We start from the raw sequence: 20,473 nt of genomic DNA, 5'->3' as shown, positions 1-20,473 counted from the left end.
TTCGGCGGCACCTAGACTGGAGTCGTAGTGGCATCTCTAGCTCCGCTTCTCGACCTGCTGCCCGACGAGCGCCTGCAGGCGCTTCTGCGCGCGCGCTCGTCGGTCACCGTCCCGGAGCCTGCCCGGCCGTTCCTGCTCGCTGCGCTGGTCCGTCACCTGGATCGGCCGGTGCTTGCGGTCACCGCCCGCCAGGAGGAGGCAGAGCAACTCGCCCGCGACATCCACGCCTTCCTCGGTCGCTCCGGCTCCGACATCTTTCCTGGGTGGGAGGTGCTGCCCGGCGAGCCGCTGTCGCCTTCGGTCGAGACGATGGGCCGCAGGCTCCACGTCCTGTCGCGCCTCAGCCGCGGCGACCGGTTCGTCGTGGTCACGACCTCGCAAGGCGTGACGCAGCTGGTGGCGCGGCCGGGCGGCGCGGTCCAGGCCCTCGAGCTGCGCGAGGGTGCGCTCGTCGACCTCGATGAGCTCACGGAGCGGTTCGTCGAGATGGGCTACGAGCGCAACTACATCGTCGAGCGCCGGGGGGAGTTCGCGCTGCGCGGCGGGATCATCGACGTCTTTCCGCCCGCCTCGGAACGGCCGCTGCGAGCCGAGCTCTGGGGTGACGAGATCAGCTCGCTGCGACAGTTCGCGCTGGCGTCCCAGCGTTCGCTGGATCCCGTCGAGGCGGTGTCGGTCGCGCCCTGTCGCGAGCTGCGGGCGGACGAGGCCACGCGAGCGCGAGCGGCCGAGCTGGCGCGGTCGGTAGACGATCCAACGTTGCATCAACTGGCCGAAGGGGTGATCGACGTGGGGGCCGAGCGGCTCCTTCCGTTGCTGACGGGCGGCCTTCGGCCGTTGCCGACCTTCTTGCCGCAGGACTCGCCGGTGGCGATCCTGGAGCCGAAGCGGGTGCGGGACCGCGCGGACGAGGTCTTGGAGCAGGTAACGGAGTGGTCTCAGATCTCGGGCTCCGACGGCGGTCATTACGCGCCGCTGGACGAGTCGCTCCAGGCCCTCGAAACCCGCCTGCTGATCTCCAGCTTTGCCGATCCGTCATCCGAGGCGCTTCCGGTGGACACGTGGACCGCGACCGCAGGCAAGCCGGAGCAACTGGTCGAGAGACTGAACTCGCTGATAAAGAACGGCTACCGCGGCGTGATAGCCGCTTCTTTGCCCGACACCGCACAGCGCCTGCAGCACAACCTGAAGACCACGGCGGGCACCGCGTTCCCGATCAGCGATGTGGCTCCGTCCGAGGACTCGGCGCCGGGAGGAGTGATCGTGATCGCAGAGCTGGCGCGCGGATTCGTGCTCCCGTGGGCTCAGCTCGCCCTCGTCGCTGAGTCCGACCTCACCGGGCGCCGCTCCGGCGCTGCGAAGCGCAGGATCCAGTCGAAGAGACGCGAGGCCTCCGGCCCCCTCGATCTCGCCTCCGGCGATCTCGTGGTCCACGAGGTACACGGCATCGGCCGCTACATCGAGATGGTGGATCGGGAGCTGCTGGGGGTTCACCGCGAGTACCTGGTGATCGAGTACGCTAAGGGCGACCGGCTCTACGTCCCCAGCGACCAGGTCGACCTGGTCTCGAAGTACATCGGCGGCGAGCTGCCGAAGATGAGCAGGCTCGGGTCGAACGAATGGGCGAAGACGAAAGCTCGCGTCGGCCGCCGCGCCCGCGAGATCGCGCACGAGCTAGTGAAGCTCTACGCCGACCGCCTGCGCGCCAAGGGCTACGCGTTCGGCCCCGACACGCCGTGGCAGCGCGAGCTCGAGGACGCCTTCGCCTACGAGGAGACGCCGGACCAGCTGCGCGCGATCGACGAGGTCAAAGACGACATGGAGAAAGACCTCCCGATGGATCGGCTCGTGTGCGGCGACGTCGGCTACGGCAAGACCGAGATCGCGGTACGGGCCGCGTTCAAAGCCGTGGCGGGGGGCAAGCAGGTGGCGGTCCTCGTGCCGACCACGATCCTCGCCCAGCAACACCACGCCACGTTCGCGGAGCGCTTCCGGCACTTCCCGGTCCGGGTCGAGATGCTTTCTCGCTTCCTGTCCGCCGCCGAGGCGAAGAAGGTCATCTCGGACCTCGCCGACGGCAAGGTGGATGTGGTCGTCGGCACGCACCGCCTGCTGGGCAAGGACATCAAGTTCTCGGACCTAGGGCTCGTGATCGTCGACGAGGAGCAGCGCTTCGGCGTCGAGCAGAAGGAGCGTCTCAAGCAGCTCCGCACCAGCGTCGACATCCTGACGCTCACCGCGACGCCGATCCCGCGCACGCTCGAGATGGCGATGTCCGGGATCCGCGATATGTCGATCGTCGACACCCCGCCGGAGGACCGACATCCCGTCATGACCTACGTCGGTGACTTCGACGAAGAGACGTTGTCGTCCGCGATCCGGCGCGAGCTGTTGCGCGACGGGCAGGTGTTCTACGTGCACCATCGGGTAGACACGATCCAGGCCGCGGCGCGACGGGTGCAAGATCTGGTGCCGGATGCCCGCGTCGCGGTTGCGCACGGGCAGATGGACGAGAACCAGCTCGAGCAGACGATGCTCGAGTTCGGAGACGCCAAGACCAACGTTCTGGTGTGCACGACCATCATCGAGTCCGGGCTCGACATCCCCACCGTGAACACCCTGATCGTGGAGCGGGCCGACCTGCTGGGTCTCTCGCAGATGTATCAGCTGCGCGGGCGGGTGGGCCGGGCGCACGAGCGCGCCTATGCCTATCTCTTCTTCCCGCCCCAGCGGGCACTGACCGAGCACGCGCACGAGCGCTTGAAGACGATCGCGGAGCAGACGGGTCTCGGGTCCGGCTTCCGGATCGCGATGCGGGACCTCGAGATCAGAGGCGCGGGCAACCTGTTGGGGGCCGAGCAGCACGGGCACATCTCCGAGGTCGGCTTCGATCTCTACGTGAAGCTGATGTCGCAGGCGGTCGAGGAGGCGAAGGGCAGCCTTCCTCCGGGTCTCGACGGTGACGTGCGCATCGACCTGCCCCTAAACGCCTTCATCCCGAAGACGTACGTCGCGGATGAGAACCTGCGCCTCGAGTCCTACCGGCGCATCGCCTCGGCGCGGACGGACGAGGAGCTTGCGGAGGTGCGCGCCGAGCTGGTGGATCGCTACGGGGCTCCGGTCCCGGATGTGGTGGAGGCACTGTTCGAGGTGGCGAAGTTGCGCGCGTTGATGTCGAGGGCAGGCATCAACGAAGCCGCAACGGTCGCGCGTAACTTGAGGATCCGTCCGATCGAGCTCGAGGATTCGCGCCAGGTCCGGTTGCAGAGGATCGTTCCGTCGGCGCAGTGGAAACCCGAGAACCGCACACTGCTCGTGCCCGAGCGCGTGCTGCCGCGGACGGGCGTGGTTCCGTGGGTGACGGATCTTTTACAACAGTTAACCTCGCCCGCATGAGACGACTACTCGTTGCCTGCGGAGCGTTCGTGTTGCTCGCGAGCGGCTGTGGCGACCTGCTGGAGCCCGCGGCTGCGGTGGTCGCCGGACAGAAGATCACCGTCGACGAGATCTCCGCCGACCTCAACCGGTTCGCCGCGTCCGCGGAGTTCAAGCGGCTGTCGGAGCAAGGCGATGCGCAGGAGCTGAAGCGACAGGTCGAGCAGCAGCTGCTGACGCAAGCGATCAGACGCGCCGTGCTCGAGCCGAAGGCGGCTGAGTTCGGGATCACGGTGTCGGAGGAAGAGCTCACCCAGAGGCTGGACGAGGTCAAGGCGGACTTCGAGACCGAGGCAGCGTTCGAAGAGGCTTTGAAGGAGCAGGGGCTGACGTTCGATCAGCTCGAGGAGCTGGTGCGCGACAGCCTCCTGGAAGAGGAGCTCAGAGCGAAGGTGACCGAGAACGCGGGGCCGACCGAGGAGGACCTTCAGGCGTTCTACGAAGAGAACGAGGCGAGGTTCCAGGAGACCGCGGCGCAACACATCCTCGTCGAGGGCAAGGCCCTCGCGCAGCGGCTCTCTCGCCAACTGCAGGCGGCGCCGCCGCGACAGGTCGAGACGCTGTTCGCGAAGCTTGCGAAGGAGCACTCCACCGACCAGAGCAACGCGGGCCGCGGGGGTGACCTTGGGTTCTTCTCGCCCGGAGAGTTCGTCCCTCCGTTCGAGGCGGCGGCCGCAGACCTCGAGATCGGTGAGGTCTCCGACCCGGTGAAGACCGAGTTCGGCTTCCACGTCATCCGCGTTACGGACCGGCGGCTGGCGCCGTTCGAGGACGTCGTCGGTCAGATCGAGCAAGAGCTTGGAACGGGCGCGGCCGACGAGGCGTGGGAGGAGTACGTCGCGCAGGCTTACGAGGAAGCGGACGTGAAGGTGAACCCCCGCTATGGCGAGTTCGACGAGGAGACGTTCCAGGTCGTAGACCCGAGCGCTGAGGATGTCCCGGGGGCCGAGGTGCCCGACGAGACACCCGCGCCGGCTGAGGATCAGGCCCCGGCGCCGTCACCCGCTGAATAGTGCCTCTGCTCGTCGTCGCGCTCGCACCCGAAGAAGCGGGATCGCTGACCTTGGCGGAGTGGGACGCGCTGCGGTCGCGCGAGCAGGTGGTGTTCGAGCGGCCCGGCCACCCTTTGGTCGAGCGGCTGAATGCGGCGGGAACGCCCGCCGGTGCATTCGACGACGAGCCGGCCCCGAACGACGACATGTTGGCTTTGGTCGCGGACCCGAACTCCGTGCGCGTGCGAGAGCTGGCGCGCTCAGGCGCGGAGGTCATGGCCGGACCGGCGCGTGCAGTGGACGCGCTGACGACTGCTCACGGCGCCGCGATCTCCCGGCGGGCGGCGGTTGCTCTCGGGGGGCTTGCTGAGGTGATGGCGCGGCTTCGAAGCGTCGATGGTTGTCCTTGGGATCAAGAGCAAACGCACGAGTCTTTGCGGGTCCACCTGGTGGAAGAGGCGTACGAGGTGCTCGACGCGATCGATCGCGCCGCGCTAGGGGACGATCTCGAAGAGGAGCTCGGCGACCTGTTGTTGCAGGTCTTCTTCCACGCGCAACTCGCGGCCGACGACGCTCGCTTCGACGTCGCGTCGGTGGCAAACCGCCTCGTGGTCAAGCTCGTGCATCGTCATCCTCACGTCTTCGGCGACGTCGCGGTCACGGGAGCGGGCGAGGTCGTCCGGAACTGGGAATCGATCAAGGCTGAGGAGAAGAAGCGAGACGGCGCGTTCGACGACGTCCCCGCGGGGCTTCCGGCGCTGCTGTACTCCTGCAAGATCCAGAAGCGCGCCTCCGCTCTGGGGTTTCAGCCGACCGAGGAACAGGCGCTGGGGCACCTGTCGCAGGCGGTGGCGGAGCTCGCGGCCGCCCCCACTCCGGAAAGCCTGGGCGACGTGCTGTTCTGGTTCGTGGCGCTCGCCCGCGTGCGCGGCATCGACCCCGAAGGCGCGCTGCGAGCCGCCACAGTGAGGTTCCGCGCCTCCTTCTGACCGCGCGGCCCTGGTTCCGGTGCCGGCGGAGAGGGCGCTGTTACTGTTGTTTCTGCTGTGGCGGGCGTCAAGCGATGGGAGCAGAGTGAGCGAAATCGTCTTCGTTGCCGGGCGTCAGATCCTCGATTCGCGCGGGAACCCAACCGTGGAGGCGGAGGTCGGGCTCGACTCCGGCGCCCGCGGGCGAGCTGCGGTGCCGTCGGGAGCGTCGACGGGCGCGGGCGAGGCCGTCGAGCTGCGCGACGGCGGCAAGGCGTTCGGCGGCAAGGGCGTGACCAAGGCGGTCGACAACGTCAACGACACGATCGGCCCGGCGCTGCTCGGGTTCGACGCGCTCGACCAGCGCGGCCTCGACACGTTGATGCGCGACCTGGACGGAACCGACACCAAGGGAAAGCTCGGCGCCAACGCGATCCTCGGCGTCTCGCTGGCGGTCGCGCACGCGGTCGCGCAGGAGCTGGACCTGCCGCTGTTCCGTTACCTGGGGGGGCCGGCCGCCCACGTCTTGCCGGTCCCGTTGTTGAACGTGCTGAACGGCGGCGCCCACGCTGACAACTCGGTGGATTTCCAGGAGTTCATGCTCGCTCCGGTCGGTGCCGCGAGCTTCGCCGAGGCACTGGAGTGGGGGACGACGACGTACGCGCAGCTCAAGAAACAGCTGGTCGATCGCGGCCTCGCCACGGGTGTCGGTGACGAGGGCGGGTTCGCTCCGGACCTCGGCGCGAACGAAGAGGCGATCCAGCTCTTGCTCGACGCGATCGAAGCCGCGGGTTACACGCCCGGCGAGGACATCGCGTTAGCACTGGACCCGGCGACATCTGAGATCGCGGAGGGCGACAGCTACGTCCTCGCCTCCGAGGGTCGCACGCTGTCGCGGGACGAGATGGTGCAGTTCTGGGCGGACTGGGTGGAGCGTTATCCGATCGTCTCGATCGAGGACGGGATGGCGGAGGACGACTGGGACGGTTGGAAGACGCTGACGGACGCGATCGGCGATCGCGTCCAACTGGTCGGCGACGACCTGTTCGTAACGAATCCCGAGGTGCTGGAACGCGGCATCAGTCTGGGCGCGGCGAACTCGATCCTCGTGAAGCCGAACCAGATCGGGAGCCTGACCGAAACGCTCGAGTGCGTGCGGCTCGCGCAGAGGGCCGCCTACACAACCGTCATCTCGCACCGTTCGGGCGAGACGGAAGATGCGACGATCGCGGACATCGCGGTCGCGACGAACGCTGGGCAGATCAAGACGGGTGCGCCGGCGCGCGGTGAGCGCACGGCGAAGTACAACCAGCTCCTTCGCATCGAAGGCGTCCTCGGCGACAGCGCTCGGTATCCCGGCGGGCGCGCGTTCCCAAGGTCGCGCTCGTGAAGGCGCTGGCCATGCGCGGTGGGGGTAACAAGGCCAAGAGGTTCCGGCTGCCGAGCCTCGGGATGGGTCCACAGATCGTGGCGCTGTTGCTCGTGCTCGGGCTTCTGGGCGCGATGGCGATCGAGCCGACCCGGCAGCTGATCGAGCAGCGCGAGCGGATCCACGGGATGTCGAACGACCTCGAGCAGATCCAACGCTCCAACCGGCGCCTCGAAGGCAGGATCGGGCGGCTGAAGGACCCGGACTTCCTCGAGCAGCGCGCCCGCGGCATCGGCTTGGTGCGCCCGGGCGAGACCGCTTACGTCGTGATGCCCCCGAGTCGCAGCAGCAGCCGGCCCGACAAGGAGAAGAAAGTGGCACCGGAACCGGCTACCCCCGCGCCCGGCTTCGTCGACGGGTTCCTGTCTTTCCTCGGTCTGCGCTAGAAGCCTCCGCGGCCCGAAGGCAGCTCCGCGACAGCGGGATCATGTCGCTGCGTCGTCTTCTTCGGGCGGGTGTCGCGGGGGGTTACGATGTTCGCCATGGTCGAGGTAGGAGCGGTAGTCACGGGAACCGTCGAGAAGGTGACGGACTACGGCGCTTTCGTGAAGCTCGAGAGCGGCGAGAGCGGCATGGTCCACATCTCTCAGGTCGACGTGAACTACGTGAAGAACATCCGCGACTTCATCAAGGAGGGCGACAGCGTCCAGGTGAAGGTCGTCGGTCAGAAGGAAGACGGCAAGATCGACCTGTCGATCAAGCAGGCTCAGGCGGGCTACACGGAGCAGGCCCCCCGCAAGGGCGGCCGCGATCCCGAGTTCGAGCGCAAGCTCAAGACCTTCATGAGCCAGAGCCAGGAGCGCCTCGTCGACCTCAAGCGGCACAAAGAGGGGCGCAGGTAGCTCCGCTTTCCCACTCCGCCGACGACGAAGCGGTCGTCGAGCGGCAACTCGGCCGTCCCCTCAGAGGTGAATGGCGCGTTGCGCGCCGCTGTCATCTCGGCGTCGCGATGGCGATCGAGAACCACCCCCGGCTCGAAGACGGCTCGCCGTTCCCCACGCTTTACTGGCTCACCTGTCCGCTGCTCGTGAAGCGAGCGAGCAAGCTCGAGTCGGAGGGGTGGATGGAGCAGCTCAACGACCGGTTGGGCGAGGACCCCTTGCTCCGTGCGCGCTTGTGGGGCGCGCTCGACGACCTGCGCCGCCGACGCGACGCGCACGAGGTGCTGGATCCTCCACCGGCGCCACCCGGCGGAGGGCCCGACCGCGTCAAGTGCTTGCACGCGCACCTCGCCCATCATCTGGTGTCGCCGAATCCCGTGGGCGCGCTGGCGTTGTCGCAGAGCGGCTTTCCCGATTGCCGGCTCCCCTGCGTGCAGACCTCATGAGAGTGGCTGCGATCGACGTGGGCACCAACTCCACGAGGCTGTTGGTCGCTGAGGGACAGGCCGGAGGGTTCCGTTCGATAGAACGCCGCATGGTGATCACGCGCCTCGGCCAAGGCGTCGACGAACGTCGCGTTCTGGCGCCGGAGGCGCTACAGCGGACCCTCGCGACCATCGCGGACTACGCCGCAACCTGTGGTGAGCTCGGCGTGAACAAGCTGCGCGTGACGGGGACGTCCGCGGTGCGGGACGCTCACAACCGCGACGAGTTCTTCGACGGCGTCCGCCACCTGACGGGGACGGAGGCAGAGCTTCTGTCCGGTGAAGCCGAGGCCACGGTCACATTCCTCGGCGCGCTCTCGGATCTTCCGGACGCGGGGCCGGTATTGGTCGTTGACATCGGCGGCGGCTCAACCGAGTTCATAGGGGGCGAGGGCCGGCCTGAGCGGTTGGTTTCATTGAACATCGGGTGCGTTCGGATGCTGGAGAAGCACCTGCGCACCGACCCGCCGGCGCCGGAAGAGCTAGAGGCGTTGCGCGAGGAGGTCCGCGGAGAGATCGACGCCGTGGTGGACGAGCTGGAGGTCCCGCCGGGGGCTCGCCTGGTCGGGGTGGCGGGAACCGTGACTCAGCTCGCCGCGCTGAAGGCGGGGATCCTCGTGTACGACCCGGACGTGACGCACCACGCCGTCCTCACCCACGGCGACGTCCGGATGCTGGCGCGGCGTTTGGAGTCACTCACCTACACGCAGCGCAAACGCATCAAAGGGCTCGAGCCGGGCCGCGCGGACGTCATCGTCGCGGGCGCAGAGATCCTGCTGTGCGTGATGGAGGCCTTCGACGCGCCAGAGGTCCTGACGTCGGAAAAGGACATCTTGGACGGATTGGTCATCCAGTTACTGGATGACTAGGTCCATCTGCGAAGTTTTTTCTTCGAACCCCCTGGTGCCCGTCGTGCCGATCCCGTAACTATTCCGGAACGGTAGAGGGCGACCCTGTTCCCGTTCGGGCGGAACAGGCCAAGGAGGTCGTGTGAAAAGAAGGAAGCAGACCGGCGCGCTTGTCGCGCTCGCAGTAGTGGGAACTTTGTTCGTTCCGGGGTCGGCGAAGGCCGCTGAGACCTTCACCATCGAGGTGGGGCAGGGCTTCTTCGAAGAAGGATTGCCGGGCTTCTCAGCACGCATGTACCCCGGTCACATCAAGGTGCACTCGGGTGACACGATCGTCTTCAACAACAACGGAGCGGCGTTGTTTGCCGAGTCGACGTACCCGCAGGAGTGGTTCGGCGACAACTTCACCCAGTTCGGAGACCCGTTCTTTTTCCTCCTGAGGGATCCCGACGATGGTGAGCGAGCACTCAAGTTCAACGAGGCCTCATTCGCCACAGCCGAGTGTGGAGCCGCCGACAACCCGTGTGTGTGGACCGGCAAGGAGGACGAGTTCTTCTTGCCTACCGCAGGAGAGGACGGTCTGGTGCACGTGCGGGTGGAAGCCGCTCAGGGCGAGACCCTATGGGCTGCTTCCTCACCCGGGACCGACATCGGCGGCAATCTGAGAGTGGATGTCGTGGGTCCGCAGGAGACAGCCTCTACTCAAGAGGAACTGGATGCTCGCGCTGCAGAGCTGAAGGCCAAGGACAGAGAGGACGCTTTCGCTCTGCACAGCCGGATGAACTCCAAGCGGACGTCGCACGTGACCGCCAGCGGGCAGAAGGTCTATGACGTCTTCGTCGGTGCCACCGGTGGTCCGATCTCGATCTTCGCGATGTACCCGAAGCGCATCCGCGTTCCGCTGGGGGCGCGCGTCCAGTACCACTTCATGGAAGAGGTCGAGCCCCACACCGCGACCTTCGGAGGGCCGAAGGCCCGGGACCTGGCTAGGAACGGCTTCGTGCCCGTGTGCGACCCCGACGGCGACGAGGGAACGTCGCCCGACTTACCGGCCTCGTTCTCGGAAACGGAACCGCCCTGCGCCGACATGTCGCAGTTCGAGGTCGACGTAGACGAGCGCATCGTGTACGAGACGGGCAACCGCAGGGTGACCGGGAACAGGGACCTGGAGAACTCGGGTCTGAAGGTCCCGGTCTTCCCGGATGAGCAGACCTTCGACGCGAACCCGTGGACGGTGAAGATGGCCGACCGGTCGTCGGACAAGGGGTTCTTCTACTTCTGCCTGGTCCACGGCCCCTCCATGGGCGGCCGGGTGGTCGTCAAGTAACGCGAGATCTCGCGGGAAGAGGAAGGAGGCGGCTCCAGTCCCGGGGTCGCCTCCTTTCTTGTCCAGCTTTGTAGGGAACGCGCGGGTGCGCCTTCCTCTACAAAGCTGGACGGCAGAGGGGGAATGCGCGGGTGCGCCTTCCTCTACAAAGCTGGACGGCAGAGGGGGAACGCGCGGGTGCGCCTTCCTCTACAAAGCTGGACGGGAGCCGTTGATAGCCTCCGCACCATGAGCGACTTCGTGTGGGAGCCCACGCAGGAATACATCGAGCGCGCGAACGTCACCGGCTTCATGCGCAAGCACGGCATCGCTGATTACCGCGCGTTGGTGCGCCGTTCGCAGGAGGACCCAGAGTGGTTCTGGGCTGCCGCGATCGAAGACCTCGGCCTCCACTTCTTCGAGCCCTACGACCAGATCCTGGACGATTCGCAGGGGCCGGAGTGGCCGCGCTGGTTCGTCGGGGGCAAGGTCAACCTCACCTACAACTGCGTCGATCGCCACGCCGCGGGGGATCTCGCCGGCAGTCCGGCGATCGTGTGGGAGGGCGAAGATGGAGCCACCCGCACGCTGACCTACGCGGAGCTCGCGGCGGAGGTGAACCGCGCCGCCAATGGGCTGAAGGCACTCGGTGTAGGCGAAGGTGATCCCGTCGGGATCTACATGCCGATGATCCCGGAAGCGGCCATCGCCTCGTATGCGTGCGCCAAGATCGGGGCGATCTACTTGCCGATCTTCTCCGGCTTCGGCGCGCCGGCTATCTCCACCCGTCTGAACGATGCGAAGGCGAAGGTCGTGATCACCGCGGACGGCTTCTGGCGCCGCGGGGGGAAGGTCTCGATGAAGGAGACGGCGGACGACGCCATCGCGGACTCTCCTAGCGTCGAGAAGGTCGTGGTGTTCCGCCGCTTCCCCGACGACGACTGCACGATGACCGAGCGTGACATCACCTGGGTCGATGCTTTCGGGCAGCAGTCGCCGGAGTGCGAGGCGGCTCGGCTCGACCCTGAAGCGCCGTACATGATCGCCTACACCTCCGGCACCACTGGGAAGCCGAAAGGAAGCGTCCATGTCCACGGCGGCTTCCTCGTGAAGATCGCCCAGGAGGTCCGCTATCAACTGGATGCGGCCCCCGGCGAGGTCCTCTACTGGGTCACCGACATGGGGTGGATCATGGGGCCGCTCGAGATCGTCGGCGGGCACGCGAACGGCGCGGCGGTCGTGATGTACGAGGGCGCGCCCAACCATCCCGCCCCCGACCGGCTATGGGACATCTGTGCCCGTCACGGGGTCACGATCCTCGGCGTCTCTCCGACGCTGATCCGCGCTCTGATGCCCTCGGGAGAAGACCTCGTGCGCAAGCACGATCTGTCGAAGCTCCGCATCCTCGGGTCGACCGGTGAGCCGTGGAACCCCGAGCCCTACCGCTGGTTCTCCGACGTCGTCGGTGGAGGCCGCTGCCCGATCATCAACCTGTCGGGTGGGACCGAGGTCGGCGCGTGCTTCCTGGGCCAAGCTCCAGTCATCCCGACCAAGAGCTGCTCGCTCGGGACGCCTTCGCTCGGGATGGCGACGGAGGTATTCGACGCGGATGGTCGGCCGGTGCGGGGAGAGGTGGGCGAGCTCGTCTGTCTGAAGCCGTGGCCCGCCCAGACGCGCGGTTTCTGGGGCAGCAAGGAGCGTTATCTCGCGGCCTACTGGTCGCGCTGGCCGGGAGTGTGGGTGCACGGCGACTGGGCGTCGATCGACGAGGACGGCTACTGGTTCCTGCACGGTCGCAGCGACGACACCTTGAACGTCGCGGGCAAGAGGATCGGGCCGGCCGAGTTCGAGTCCGCGGCCGTGGAACATCCCGCGGTCGTCGAGTGTGCCGCGGTAGGGGTGCCGGACGAGGTGAAGGGGACCGTCGTATGGTGCTTCTGCATCCTGCGCCCCGATACTCCCGAGTCCGAGGAGTTGAGGGCCGAGGTCAAGAAGGCGATCGGGGACGAGCTCGGCAAGGCCTTCACCCCCAAAGAGGTGCGTTTCGTAGAAGAGCTTCCTAAGACGCGCTCCGCAAAGATCCTGCGACGTGCCATCAGGGCGCAGGTGCTGGGAGAAGACCCCGGCGACCTCTCCTCGCTCGAGAACCCGAGTGCTCTCGCGGCGGTCCAGAAGTCGCTGCCGTGACGACGATCTATCTCGTTCGCCATGGCGTCACGTCTCACACCGGTCACAGGCTCACCGGCTGGATGGAGGGTGTGCACCTGAACGAAGAGGGCAAGCGGCAAGCCGAGGCGACGGCGCAGCATCTCGCCGAGGTTCCGTTGAAGGCCATCTACTCCAGCCCGATCGATCGCACGATCGAAACCGCGCGGCCGATCGCAGCCATTCACGACCTCGACGTCAAGGTCAACCACCAGATCGGCGAGGTCGACTACGGGAAGTGGACCAACCGGTCGTTGAAGTCCCTGATGCGGACGAAGCTGTGGGGGACTGTGCAGAGGTGGCCGTCGGCGGTTCGGTTCCCGGAAGGCGAGACGCTGCGCGAGGTGCAGACTCGCGCCGTGGACGAGCTAGAACGGCTGCGCGCGGAGCACCCGCGGGATTCGATCTGCTGCGTGTCGCACGGTGACACGATCAAGCTCGTGGTCGCGCATTACCTCGGGCTCCACATCGATCTGTTCCAGCGGATCTTCATCGGTCCCGCCTCGGTTTCGGTGCTGAACGTGAGTGACTACGGCCCCCAGGTCCTCGCGCTGAACGCGGCTCCGATGCCGAAGTTGGTGAAGGCTTAGATGGAGGTTCGACCGGAGGTCTTCACCGCCGACTACACCGGGAGGCCGGGGGAGCGGACGTTCTTCCTGCAGTCGCGCAGCGAGACATTGACGCTGACCTACCAGTTGGAGAAGGGACAGGTCGAGGTGCTCGCCGAGAAGCTCAAGGAGTTGCTGCTCCTGATCGACGCGACGGATGAGATCGCGGCCGCGACGCCACAACGCGACCCCCGCTACTCGCTGAGCGCGCCGATCGAGCCCGAGTGGAGGGTGGGAACGATCGGGCTTACGTATGAAGAAGACGGTGAGTCCGTCGTGGTCGCTCTCGAGCCCGTAAGCGCCGGCGGGGTTGACGACGATGATGAAGACGAGGGGCCGGACGTCGACGACTTCGCTGTTCGGATCCTGCTGGCGCGCGAGCAAGCACGCGCGTTCATCCTGCACGCGCTCGCCGTGGTTGCAGAGGGTCGTCCCTTGTGCCAGCTGTGCGGGCTTCCGATGGACCCGGACGGGCACAGATGCCCGGCGTCCAATGGGCACCGGTTGAGCTAGGCCTTCGTCTTGAGCGACGACTTCCTCGACCTCTTGGCGGGCGGGGATGTAGAGGTTCTCGGGCTCCTGCCCTACTCGTCCAACTACACGTTCCTCGCGAGGGTGACGCGCGGCGACGAGCAGGTGCACGCGGTCTACAAGCCGAAGCGCGGTGAGCGGCCGCTGTGGGATTTCCCGCACGGGACGCTGGCCGCCCGCGAGGTTGCCGCGTACCTCGTTGCGCGCGCGGCGGGGTGGCCCATCGTGCCGCCCACCGTGCTGCGCGACGACGCGCCTATGGGCGAGGGATCGCTGCAGCTCTTCATCGGGCACGACCCGGACCGCCACTACTTCGTCCTGATGGAGGAGCGAGCGGACGAGCTACGGACGTTCGCGGCTTTCGACGCGGTGATCAACAACGCGGATCGCAAGGGCGGCCACGTCATCGAGGATCGCGACGCGAGGCTGTGGGCGGTCGACCACGGTGTGAGCTTCCACGTCGAGCCGAAGTTGCGCACGGTGATCTGGAGCTACGCCGAGGAGCCGTTGGGCGACGACCTGCGTGAGCGGCTCGAGGTTCTGGGGGCCGCGCTATCGGAACCGGGGGAGCTGCAGGACGAGCTGTCGCAGCTGTTGTCGCCGGAGGAGGTGGAGGCAACGCTGGAGCGAGTGGCGGGCCTACTGGTAGAGGACCGTTTCCCAGCACCGCCAGCCGACCGGCCCCTACCGTGGCCGCTCATCTGAGGACGGCGATCGAAACGAAGAGGTGCCCCCGGTGGGATTCGAACCCACACTGTGGCCGGTTTAAGCGACCCCTCTCTGCCGTTGGAGTACGGGGGCTACTACAAGATACTGAGTTGAGTCACACGAGACGCCTCACAACGTCGGCGGTTGCGGCCGCGATAGGTGTCGGTCTGCGAGTGACAGTTCGGGCAGAGCAACCTGAGGTTCTCCAGCCTGTGGTCGTCGTTCACGCCATTCACGTGGTCGAGCTCTAGAGGGATCGGCGCGCCGCGCCATTCGGTGAGGCCGCACAGCTCGCACCGGTATTCCTTGAGCCCCTCCCGCAACAACCGCTTCCGGACGGATGTCGTGGATGCGCACGATCCTCGTACCAGCACCTGCGACAGGTCCCGAGCCGGGGTGACGGGTGTCGTGTTGCCCCTGCGCCAGCCCCTGCTCGTGAAGTGCGCGGTGCTCACGCCGAGTCTTGCTATCTCCCGTCGGACGATCCTGTAGTTGCCGCCCTCTCCCCTGAGGCCTAGCGCGAGCAGCGTTTGTCTGATCGACCGGGAGGCGGCGACGGCGCTTCTCAACTGCTCGTCGCTATAACCGCACATCACGCGGCTGCGGCCGAAGTGTGAGGTATCTAACTGAAGCTCATCGATCCTTTGCCGGATCCGCTTGTAGGTATTCGTGTGGTCGTGCAATCCAAGCGACCGGATGGTGCCGCGCAGCGAGAGGTTCGCAGCGACCGCGGCGCGGAACGCTTCCTCATCGACGTCGTACACGCGATCACGTGCCATGACCTCAGCTTAGAGAGAGGGTGTGACAAGTCCTGCCGCTAGAAGCGCGCGCTGAGTGGTTCGATGTCTGGATGAAGAGGCTCGCAGTGGCGCTCGTGATCGGGGTGTTGGCGGGCTACGCGAGTGGCTTGGTCGGCGTCGGCGGTGGCATCGTCATGGTGCCGCTTCTGCTCGCGGTGCTTCACGTTTCGCAGCATGAAGCTCACGCGACTTCGCTCGCGGCCATCGTCGTCATCGCGGCCTTCGGTGCGGCCGTCTTCGCCAGCGCGGGCGAGGTCGAGATGGATGCGGCCCTCGCTCTGACCATCGGCGCGGTCGCGGGAGCGCCGCTGGGCGCGCGCATCATGGCCGAATCCGATGAAGGACCGTTGAGGATCGCCTTCGGCGTGATCATGATCGCTACCGGGATCGTGATGGTGGTGACGTGATCGACGTCGCCTATCTGTGGCTGATCCCGGTTGGTCTCATCGTCGGCGGCCTGTCTGCGATCTTCGGGATCGGGGGCGGCCTGCTCATGGTTCCCGTCATGGTGCTCGGCTACGGCATCGATCAGCACGCGGCGCAGGGGACCGCTCTCGCAGTCATCGTGCCGACGGCGCTCGTCGGGGCGATAGCTCATCACCGGCGCGGGTTCGTGGACCTTCGGCTTGCCGCGGCGATGGCCCTCGGAGGAACTTTGTCGGTCTACCTAGGCGCCGATCTGGCGCTGCGGATCGAGCCGGACCTGCTCCAGAGGATCTTCGGCGGCGTGGTGATCGCGGTCGGTGTTCGCCTGGTACTTCAGGGGCGGGAACGGCGGCAGTCCGCGGCCAAATAGCGAACATATGTTCGTTTAGGCCCGGCTCTCCTGGGTAACCCGCCACGGACGAACCCCTACCAGGGAGGCAGATCCATGACCGATGCGTCCAACGCGAGCAACGTTCAGAAGGACCCCGAGGAGTGGGTGACGGGCGACGAGCAGATGACGGGCGCGCAGGCGTCGTATCTCAACACCCTTGCGACCGAGGCGGGCGAGCAGGTCGACGAGAACCTCACGAAGGCCGAGGCGTCGCAGCGGATCGACGAGCTCCAGAAGAAGACAGGCCGCGGCACGTCCGGCGGCGACTCTTAGTGGCGTTCCGCGAGACGCTCGGGATTGAGATCGATGAACGAGGTGACGGGCGCGCTCGCCTCACCATGCGGGCGGAGAAGCAACACCTGAACGACGGCGGGATCCTGCACGGCGGTGCGATAGCGACCCTTGCCGACTGCGCGATGGGATCGGCGCTCGCGTCAACCCTCGGCGACGAGCAACCGGTGACGGTCGAGGCGAAGGTGAATTACCTAGAGCCGGGCCACGAGGGTGTCGTAGTCGCCACCGCGGAAGTCCGCCGCAAGGGCAAGCGGTTCACCGTGCTGGAGGCCGAGGTGGTCCAGGAGGAGACCGGCGACCACATCGCCTACGCGACCGCCACCTTCACGACGATCTCTTGAGCGTCTGACTTAGATCCGGCAGGTGGAGAGGCCCCGCTTCTCCAGGTACTGCTGGTGATAGTCCTCGGCGATGTAGAAGTCCGACGCCGGCTCGATCTGCGTCACGATCGGGCGCGAGAGGTTCGCCTGCGCCTTCTCGAGTGACGCCCGCGCGGCGGCCTCCTGCTCAGGAGTGTGGAAGAAGATCGCCGAGCGGTACTGCGTGCCGATGTCCGGGCCCTGCCGGTTGAGCGTCGTGGGGTCGTGGTTCTCCCAGAACACCTCCAGCAGCTGGTCGTAGCCGACCCGAGAGGGGTCGAACGTCACCTCGACCACCTCGGCGTGGCCGGTGCGGCCGGTGCAGACCTGCTTGTAGGTCGGGTTGACGGCGGTGCCGCCGGCGTAACCGACCGCGGTGGATAGCACGCCCTGTATCTGCCGGTAGGCCGCCTCGACGCCCCAGAAACAACCCGCTCCGAAAGTTGCCTTCTCCATGTGTGCCTCACTCGTGTCTTGTGACGTGTCGCTTCAGCATAGGCACCACGCGGAGTTAGTGGAGGCCATTCCCACATGCCGAGCGGTGGAGGCTAGAGCGGGTCGAGCAGGCCGCGCTCAGTAACCATGTCTACCGACAGCGTCTTGTAGCCGAGGTCGTCGAAGAGGACGACCAGCTTGTCGCCCTCGTACCGCATCACCATGCCCTCGCCCCACGACTCGTGACGCACCCTCGCGTTCAGCTCGAACGGCAGCGTCGGGGGGTCCGCGATACCCGTTCCCGCCTCGCAGTTATCGCAGCCATCGCACGGGTCCTGGAAGGCTTCGCCGAAGTAGTTGAGCAGGAACTGCCGTCTGCAGTCCACTGTCTCCGCATACGCGCGCATCATGTCGAGGCGCGACTGCTCCAGCATCTTTCTCTGCTCCGCCTCCTCATCCGAGCCGCCGCCGCCGGCGAAGAAGCGTCTGATCCCGAGATCCTCAGACCTGTAGAAGAGGATCGTCTCGGCGGGTCCGCCGTCTCGCCCTGCTCTTCCGACCTCTTGATACAGCGAGTCCACGGAGTCCGGGATGTCGTAGTGGAAGACGAAGCGGACGTCGGGCTTGTCGATACCCATCCCGAACGCGGTGGTCGCAACGACGACCTCGAACGCCTCGTCCATGAACGCCGCTTGGGCTTCGTCGCGCTCGGATCGGCTCATACCTCCGTGGTAGTAGACCGCGCCGACGCCTTGCTGCCACAGCTCGCCGGCCAGGTCCTCCGCGCGTCGACGCGTCGAGACGTAGACGATGCCCGGCTTCTTCGCCTCCTTGACGGACTCGAGGAGCGACCTGCGCTTAGCGTTCTCGTCCGCGAACCGGCGGACCGCGAGACGGATGTTGGGGCGGTCGAAGCCGCGGACCACGACCACGGGATCGTGCAGCGCGAGCCGCGCCATGATCTCATCCCTCACGAGGGGAGATGCCGTCGCGGTCAGAGCCAGGATCGGCGGACGGCCGAGGTCGCGCGCGAGGGCTCCAAGGTTCAAGTAGTCCGGGCGGAAGTCGTGGCCCCACGCGCTGATGCAGTGCGCTTCGTCCACGACGAACAGCGACGGGTTTGCGTCGCGCACGCGCTGCATCGTTTCTTCATTGCCGAACTGCTCCGGCGCGAGGAACAGGAACTCGAGCTTTCCGGATTCGAGGCGGTCGAAGGTAGTGGAACGTTCTGTCTGAGTCAGCGTGGAGTTCGCCTGCGCCGCATCGGCCACGCCCGTGTCCTCGAGTGCCTCGACCTGGTCCCGCTGCAGCGCGATCAGAGGCGAGACCACCACGGTCGGGCCGTCGAGCAAGAGGGCCGGGATCTGGTAGATCGCAGACTTCCCGGAGCCGGTCGGCATGATTACGAGGGTGTCCTTGCCGTTCAGGATTGCGGTCATCGCCTGTTCCTGGCCCGGCAGCAAAGACTCGTACCCGAAGCGCTCGCGCGCCACCTCGTGCAGAGCGGCCGTCGCCTTGTTCACTTTGACTGCTTTCGCCCCTGAGCGAGGAGATCTGCTACGCGCCCCACCCGTTCGTCTCGTTCGATCGCCTCGAGCGGGAGCGGGAGCGGCAGCGACCAGTTCGGACGTTCGTTCGTGGTACCCGGCATGTTCGGTCGCTCTTCGACCTCGAGCGCATCCTCTAGCGTCGCCAGGACGACGGCAGACGCTGCGCGGCCCAGCAACCCGTACGCCCCCGCCACCACGTCCGCCACCGGGGCCTCGTCGTCAAGGTCTAGCCACTTCCGCAGTTGCTCCCGCTGCGCCTCGGTCCCCTCGACGTTGACCTCGAGGCCGACCTTCCGCTGCGCCTCGATGTCGCTCCTCGACCACAGTCCTGCAACCGTCTGAAGGTCGTGGTTCGTCACTGCCGCCAGCGACAGCTCCGGGTACTCCTCCGGAAGATCTTCTTCGAACCACAGCAGGCGATACGACAGGATCTTGCGTTGCTCCATCTCGTCCCGCACGAGGTCCTCGACCGTCCCGAGGTCCTCGCCGACGACGTACGCCTGCGCGCGGTGACTCTCTAGGGCCACGATGCTGAGCAGATCTTCGTGCGGATACCTCACGTATGCGCCCGCCGCGGCGTCTGCACCGTCAGGTATCCAGAAGAGACGGAACAGCCCCATCACGTGGTCGATGCGGATGCCCGCGCTGTGGCGCATAGCCGACCGGATCGTTTGGATGAAGGGCTCGTAACCGCCCGCCCGCAGCTTCCACGGGTCGAGCGGAGGCAGTCCCCAGTTCTGACCCGCGAGGTTGAACTCGTCGGGCGGCGCGCCCACCGTCACGCCGCGGACGAACGATTCCCGCCACAGCCACGCATCGGCACCGTCTGGGTCAACCCCGATCGCAAGGTCGTTGACGATCCCGACCGCGGCCGATGCGTCGCGAAGTTGCCGATCTAGGAGCCACTGGATCCAGGCATGGAAGGCGATGCGGTCGGCATGCTCGGCCTGCCACGCCTTCACCGCCTCCGCCTCGCCGCGGGCGAGAGGCTCGTCCCACCCGTAGCCGGGCCCGCCGCCGTGAGCCTCGGCTAATGACGCATAGGTGGCGTAGTTGGTGAGGGCGTCTCCTTGCTCCTCGGCCCACGCCTCGAAGGTGTCCCTCGACCCCGATTGCCACAGCTCTTCCAGCGCCCGCATCTTCAGCTCGTACACGCGGTCCCGATCGATCGTCGTCTCGCCGTTCAACGAACGACCTACGGCGGCGAGCTCGTCCACGAGCGCGGACCCGGCCGCGCCTTCGAGGTCTTGGAGCGCCAGGTAGAGCGGGTTCCGGAAACAGCGGCTGCTCGGGAAGTAGGGGCTTGGCTGCTGCGCCGGGATCGGCAGCGGTGCGTGCAGCGGGTTCAACATGATGGCTCCGGCGCCGCGCTCGCTCGCCCAGCCGCAGAAGCGGCGCAGGTCGTGCAGGTCGCCGATCCCCCAACTCGTCTCCGATAGCACCGAATAGAGCTGCACGGCCCAACCCCACACGCGCAGATGTGGCGGGAGGTAACACGCGGAGGGAGTCACGATCAGCGACTGTTCGCTGCCGTCGTCGCGGACGAGCCGGTGGTAGCCGAGCGGAAGGTCGTCTGGGAGCTCACCGGCGACGGCTTCTTCGCCGCCGTCCTCCGTGCGCAGCGCGACGACGTTCGTCAGGTCGGCACCGCCCGCAAGGGTCGTGACCTGCGCGCCAGCGGGCGGGGGACCGACCTCGTTCGCGTCCATCACGTCGAGAAGAGCGCGCACGGTGCGCTGAGGCACCGTCTTTACTTCTTTGTTGTAGTTCTCATAGCGCGTCTGGATCCCCCAGCGCGCCGCTAGTTGCGTCGCGTCCACCT

General features: G+C 66.7%; 21 protein-coding genes and 1 tRNA gene. 17 read left to right on the top strand and 5 right to left on the bottom strand.

The features are described 5' to 3' along the window. Positions 1-27: 27 nt before the first annotated feature. From mfd to M3N53_04005, 13 genes are all read left to right on the top strand, one after another. The gene (gene mfd, locus M3N53_04065) at positions 28-3,396 is read left to right on the top strand and encodes a transcription-repair coupling factor (GenBank protein MDP9067514.1); all 3,369 of its coding nucleotides are present in this window, start codon (positions 28-30) and stop codon (positions 3,394-3,396) included. After that, on the top strand, positions 3,393-4,448 hold the full coding sequence (locus M3N53_04060) for a peptidylprolyl isomerase (protein ID MDP9067513.1): 1,056 nt from the start codon (positions 3,393-3,395) through the stop codon (positions 4,446-4,448). Before mfd ends, M3N53_04060 begins: the two co-directional genes overlap by 4 nt. Beyond that, positions 4,448-5,416 (top strand): nucleoside triphosphate pyrophosphohydrolase, encoded by a 969-nt coding sequence (gene mazG, locus M3N53_04055; GenBank protein ID MDP9067512.1) that lies wholly within the window; start codon positions 4,448-4,450, stop codon positions 5,414-5,416. Before M3N53_04060 ends, mazG begins: the two co-directional genes overlap by 1 nt. Before the next feature lie 85 nt (positions 5,417-5,501). Further along, positions 5,502-6,785 (top strand): phosphopyruvate hydratase, encoded by a 1,284-nt coding sequence (eno, locus tag M3N53_04050; protein MDP9067511.1) that lies wholly within the window; start codon positions 5,502-5,504, stop codon positions 6,783-6,785. Next, positions 6,782-7,210: a septum formation initiator family protein gene (locus M3N53_04045; protein ID MDP9067510.1), complete on the top strand. Its 429-nt coding sequence runs from the start codon at positions 6,782-6,784 to the stop codon at positions 7,208-7,210. Before eno ends, M3N53_04045 begins: the two co-directional genes overlap by 4 nt. Before the next feature lie 96 nt (positions 7,211-7,306). Next, complete coding sequence (locus M3N53_04040) at positions 7,307-7,666, top strand: S1 RNA-binding domain-containing protein (GenBank protein MDP9067509.1); 360 nt, start codon at positions 7,307-7,309, stop codon at positions 7,664-7,666. Positions 7,667-7,773: 107 nt separating this feature from the next. After that, positions 7,774-8,151, top strand: a complete 378-nt coding sequence (locus M3N53_04035) for a DUF501 domain-containing protein (GenBank protein MDP9067508.1) — start codon at positions 7,774-7,776, stop codon at positions 8,149-8,151. Beyond that, a complete protein-coding gene (locus tag M3N53_04030) occupies positions 8,148-9,059 on the top strand; it encodes a Ppx/GppA family phosphatase (protein ID MDP9067507.1) in 912 nt (303 codons plus the stop codon). The genes M3N53_04035 and M3N53_04030 overlap by 4 nt, the downstream gene beginning before the upstream one ends. A 121-nt stretch (positions 9,060-9,180) precedes the next feature. After that, the gene (locus M3N53_04025) at positions 9,181-10,365 is read left to right on the top strand and encodes a hypothetical protein (protein ID MDP9067506.1); all 1,185 of its coding nucleotides are present in this window, start codon (positions 9,181-9,183) and stop codon (positions 10,363-10,365) included. A 228-nt stretch (positions 10,366-10,593) separates the two neighbouring features. Further along, a complete protein-coding gene (locus M3N53_04020) occupies positions 10,594-12,531 on the top strand; it encodes an AMP-binding protein (protein MDP9067505.1) in 1,938 nt (645 codons plus the stop codon). After that, positions 12,528-13,139: an MSMEG_4193 family putative phosphomutase gene (locus M3N53_04015; protein MDP9067504.1), complete on the top strand. Its 612-nt coding sequence runs from the start codon at positions 12,528-12,530 to the stop codon at positions 13,137-13,139. Before M3N53_04020 ends, M3N53_04015 begins: the two co-directional genes overlap by 4 nt. Further along, complete coding sequence (locus M3N53_04010; GenBank protein MDP9067503.1) at positions 13,140-13,670, top strand: DUF3090 family protein; 531 nt, start codon at positions 13,140-13,142, stop codon at positions 13,668-13,670. Between the two features lie 9 nt (positions 13,671-13,679). Further along, complete coding sequence (locus M3N53_04005) at positions 13,680-14,393, top strand: SCO1664 family protein (protein MDP9067502.1); 714 nt, start codon at positions 13,680-13,682, stop codon at positions 14,391-14,393. 23 nt (positions 14,394-14,416) lie between these two features. Here the strand turns inward: M3N53_04005 and M3N53_04000 are convergent. Next, positions 14,417-14,489 (bottom strand) — tRNA-Leu (locus M3N53_04000). A 2-nt stretch (positions 14,490-14,491) separates the two neighbouring features. Further along, complete coding sequence (locus M3N53_03995) at positions 14,492-15,175, bottom strand: HNH endonuclease (protein MDP9067501.1); 684 nt, start codon at positions 15,173-15,175, stop codon at positions 14,492-14,494. 71 nt (positions 15,176-15,246) lie between these two features. Here M3N53_03995 and M3N53_03990 point away from each other — a divergent pair, with 71 nt between their 5' ends. The 4 genes from M3N53_03990 (at position 15,247) to M3N53_03975 (ending at position 16,648) form a co-directional block, all read left to right on the top strand. Continuing rightward, a complete protein-coding gene (locus tag M3N53_03990) occupies positions 15,247-15,603 on the top strand; it encodes a sulfite exporter TauE/SafE family protein (GenBank protein ID MDP9067500.1) in 357 nt (118 codons plus the stop codon). Continuing rightward, positions 15,600-15,992, top strand: coding sequence for a sulfite exporter TauE/SafE family protein (locus tag M3N53_03985; GenBank protein MDP9067499.1), 393 nt, complete (start codon positions 15,600-15,602; stop codon positions 15,990-15,992). The genes M3N53_03990 and M3N53_03985 overlap by 4 nt, the downstream gene beginning before the upstream one ends. A 75-nt stretch (positions 15,993-16,067) precedes the next feature. Next, positions 16,068-16,286: a DUF3072 domain-containing protein gene (locus tag M3N53_03980; GenBank protein ID MDP9067498.1), complete on the top strand. Its 219-nt coding sequence runs from the start codon at positions 16,068-16,070 to the stop codon at positions 16,284-16,286. Then, positions 16,286-16,648 carry a PaaI family thioesterase gene (locus M3N53_03975; GenBank protein ID MDP9067497.1) on the top strand — a complete coding sequence of 121 codons (363 nt, stop codon included), beginning with the start codon at positions 16,286-16,288 and terminating at the stop codon, positions 16,646-16,648. Before M3N53_03980 ends, M3N53_03975 begins: the two co-directional genes overlap by 1 nt. Positions 16,649-16,657: 9 nt before the next feature. On the opposite strand, the gene msrA is transcribed toward M3N53_03975, so the two are convergent. The 3 genes from msrA to malQ all read right to left on the bottom strand — a co-directional run bounded on the left by msrA (position 16,658) and on the right by malQ (position 20,471). After that, complete coding sequence (gene msrA, locus M3N53_03970) at positions 16,658-17,122, bottom strand: peptide-methionine (S)-S-oxide reductase MsrA (GenBank protein ID MDP9067496.1); 465 nt, start codon at positions 17,120-17,122, stop codon at positions 16,658-16,660. 92 nt (positions 17,123-17,214) lie between these two features. Continuing rightward, positions 17,215-18,624 (bottom strand): RecQ family ATP-dependent DNA helicase, encoded by a 1,410-nt coding sequence (locus tag M3N53_03965; GenBank protein ID MDP9067495.1) that lies wholly within the window; start codon positions 18,622-18,624, stop codon positions 17,215-17,217. Beyond that, entirely contained in the window at positions 18,621-20,471 is a 1,851-nt protein-coding gene (malQ, locus tag M3N53_03960) for a 4-alpha-glucanotransferase (GenBank protein MDP9067494.1), read from the bottom strand. The genes M3N53_03965 and malQ overlap by 4 nt, the downstream gene beginning before the upstream one ends. Positions 20,472-20,473: the final 2 nt, after the last annotated feature.

This window comes from Actinomycetota bacterium (assembly GCA_030776625.1).
GTDB lineage: Bacteria > Actinomycetota > CADDZG01 > CADDZG01 > WHSQ01 > MB1-2.
This window is presented reverse-complemented; position numbering and strand designations above follow the sequence as displayed.